Below are 2047 nucleotides of genomic sequence, written 5' to 3' on the forward strand. Positions count from 1 at the left end.
CTATACACTGCCGAATTTAACACCAAAATTATAGGTGCAATCTGGTGTTCAGGACAAGGCGAAAGCAAGGTACTTGAATATATTGTTGTACACCCTGCTAACCGTGGTCGTGGGGTAGCTGAGCGCTTGGTAGAAGAAGCTTGTCGTATAGAAGAATCAAAAGGCGTTAAAATTTTTGAGCCAGGCTGCGGTGCCATTCATCGCTGTTTAGCGCATATTGGTAAATTGCATAGCTAAAATTCCATTTTTCCTGTACTTGTGATTTAAAATTAAACACTTGTTACAAAAAATACGGAAGTTGCTTGACGTCTTCTTATAAACATTGTTTAATACGCCCACTTCGGCGTGATAGCTCAGTAGGTAGAGCAACGGATTGAAAATCCGTGTGTCCCCAGTTCGATCCTGGGTCTCGCCACCATTATTTGTGTTTTCAATCCCTGATCCCATCAGGGATTTTTTTTAAGTATAAAAAATACTCATTTAAATCAGAAACTCAGGATAATTGTTGACTATTGTTCTGAGATGCGGCTTAATACAGGCCATCGGCGTGATAGCTCAGTAGGTAGAGCAACGGATTGAAAATCCGTGTGTCCCCAGTTCGATCCTGGGTCTCGCCACCATATTCGAAAAAGCCCCATACTTTAAAGTATGGGGCTTTTTTCATGCCTATTTATTTAATAAAAAATATTAAGACTTCACTTGTGTATAAATCTCATTTTATCCACAAGCAAACTCACTTATCCCCAACAATGTTTGAACTTTCTAGAAATGGCTCAACTGAAATTTGTCTTTACTCGTGAGGACTATCATTAATGAGTCGTTTTCCTAAACATACGGCTTCTACTTCGTCATAACCGAGCTGTTCGTAAAAGTTCAGCACATTTAGATTGTCTTTACGCACCAATAATTGAAGTTTTGGGCAGCCACGAGCGATAAGGCGCTTTTCAAGCTGCTGAACAAGCGCTGTAGCGATTCCTAAGCGTTGTTGGTGGGGATGAACAGCCAAATAGTTAATCCAGCCTCTATGACCGTCATAGCCGCCCATGAGCGTGCCAATCAATTCCTCATCTTTAATAGCAACCAAAAACAAATCATCCTGTTGTGAGACTTTTCTAAATATATCGGTTTCAGGATTATTCCATGGACGGGTTAGGTCGCAGCTTTCCCATAAATTGACCACATCATCCAGATCTGCATTTGTAAATTGACGAATAATAAACATATGGATTTCTACTTTTTGTTTTGATGTATTGAAAAGATAAAATAAAAATACGCAATTGAGCAGTAGTTGTGAATAATTTAAACAAATAAAAAAGCACCCCCGTAGGAGTGCTTAAATTAAAAATATTGCTTACGCTGATTTTGCAACAGGTGCCGCTTGAAGCATTTGACCTGTTTCTTCGAAGTTTGCATGCCAAGACAATGCTTCACGAAGTAAATGAGGAGTATGTCCACCTTTGGCACAGGCACGATCAAAGTAGTCGTTCAATGCATCACGGTAAAGCGGATGCACACAGTTATCAATAATTGCGCGAGCACGTTCACGAGGTGCTAAGCCACGTAAGTCTGCTAAACCTTGCTCTGTTACTAAAATATCAACGTCGTGTTCACTGTGGTCAACGTGGCTTACCATTGGCACAATAGAAGAGATATCGCCACCCTTAGCAATTGATTTGGTCACAAAAATTGCCAAGTGAGCATTACGAGCGAAGTCGCCTGAACCACCAATACCGTTCATCATTTTAGTACCACATACGTGAGTTGAGTTCACGTTGCCGTAAATATCAAACTCAAGTGCAGTGTTAATGCCGATAATACCTAAACGACGTACAAGCTCAGGGTGATTCGAAATTTCTTGTGGACGAAGTACTAATTTGTCTTTGTAAGCTTCGATATTGCCAAAAACTTTCTCACCACATTTAGCTGAAAGGGTAATTGAGCTACCAGAAGCAAACTTCATTTTACCTGCATCAATGAGTTCAAAAGTACAGTCTTGTAGTACTTCTGAGTACATGATGAGGTCTTCAAAATTAGAATCTTTTAAACC

3 protein-coding genes and 2 tRNA genes are annotated in these 2047 nt (G+C 40.0%); 3 read left to right on the plus strand and 2 right to left on the minus strand.

Annotated elements, in window-relative coordinates:
* From J671_RS24590 to J671_RS24600, 3 genes are all read left to right on the plus strand, one after another.
* The coding region (locus J671_RS24590; RefSeq protein ID WP_031983773.1) for a GNAT family N-acetyltransferase at positions 1 to 237 on the plus strand (237 nt) is incomplete at its 5' end.
* A gap of 105 nt (positions 238 to 342) precedes the next feature.
* Positions 343 to 418, plus strand: a tRNA-Phe gene (locus tag J671_RS24595).
* A gap of 126 nt (positions 419 to 544) precedes the next feature.
* Positions 545 to 620: transfer RNA gene (locus J671_RS24600), tRNA-Phe, on the plus strand.
* A 170-nt stretch (positions 621 to 790) separates the two neighbouring features.
* Here the strand turns inward: J671_RS24600 and J671_RS24605 are convergent.
* A complete protein-coding gene (locus J671_RS24605; RefSeq protein ID WP_004884764.1) occupies positions 791 to 1222 on the minus strand; it encodes a GNAT family acetyltransferase in 432 nt (143 codons plus the stop codon).
* A 129-nt stretch (positions 1223 to 1351) separates the two neighbouring features.
* Positions 1352 to 2047: acetyl-CoA hydrolase/transferase C-terminal domain-containing protein (locus J671_RS24610; RefSeq protein ID WP_031983774.1), on the minus strand; the 696-nt coding region annotated here is incomplete at its 5' end.

The organism is Acinetobacter sp. 1130196 (assembly GCF_000588095.1).
In the GTDB taxonomy this organism is placed as follows: domain Bacteria; phylum Pseudomonadota; class Gammaproteobacteria; order Pseudomonadales; family Moraxellaceae; genus Acinetobacter; species Acinetobacter nosocomialis.

Excerpts from the sequence above, each read along its gene's own strand:
- J671_RS24605 (WP_004884764.1), bottom strand. The coding sequence starts at position 1,222 with ATGTTTATTATTCGTCAATTTACAAATGCAGATCTGGATGATGTGGTC.